Genomic DNA, 647 nt, shown 5'->3' with positions numbered 1-647 from the left:
AGTCAGACGCTTGAGCCGGATCTCGGCGTTCTCGATCGCCTGGCGATACTCCGCCAGCACGAGATACTGAGCAGGGTGGGGGAAGGTCTGTTCGCACAACCATCGGGTATGCGCCTTGGTCCATGCATCACGACCGGTGAAGATCCGGCCATGACGGAGCAGAAAAGATTGCAGGTGCTGCCGGGCGCGCCGCAGGTCCTCCATCGCGGCTTCCCTGGCGCGCACAAGTTCCCGTACTGCCTCGTGACCCGGATCCGGCACCCAGACGGCAGTCAACTCTCCAGCGCGGTGCAGTTTGGCGAGGGTCAACGCATCGCGACGATTGGTCTTGACCCGCTCGCCCGGCCGCTTCGGGATCAGCGACGGTGCGACCACGATGCACTCGTGGCCAAGCCGGATGATCTGACGATGCAGGCCGTAGCCGGTTGGTCCAGCCTCGTAGCAGAAGGCGAGCTGTTGATGCTTTTTAGCAAGCTTCGCTACGAGACGCTCAACGCTGTCAGGCTCACTGTCGATGTCCCCGATAAAGCGCACCTCACCGTCACGTCCCTCCTCAGCCACCGCTACCGAGATCTTCAGCTTCGAGGTATCCAGTCCTACGTAGATCTTGCTATCCTGCTGCACGGCTCGTCCCCTATGCGAGAGGC

Annotated in this window: 1 protein-coding gene; it reads right to left on the bottom strand. The window is 62.0% G+C overall.

The window, feature by feature from the left end; translation table 11 throughout:
* Positions 1-624: IS110 family transposase (locus QQJ84_RS19125; protein WP_284259929.1), on the bottom strand; the 624-nt coding region annotated here is incomplete at its 3' end.
* Between the last annotated feature and the right edge of the window lie 23 nt (positions 625-647).

It is taken from the genome of Acidocella aquatica (assembly GCF_030160635.1).
Classification (GTDB): domain Bacteria; phylum Pseudomonadota; class Alphaproteobacteria; order Acetobacterales; family Acetobacteraceae; genus Acidocella; species Acidocella aquatica.
This window is presented reverse-complemented; position numbering and strand designations above follow the sequence as displayed.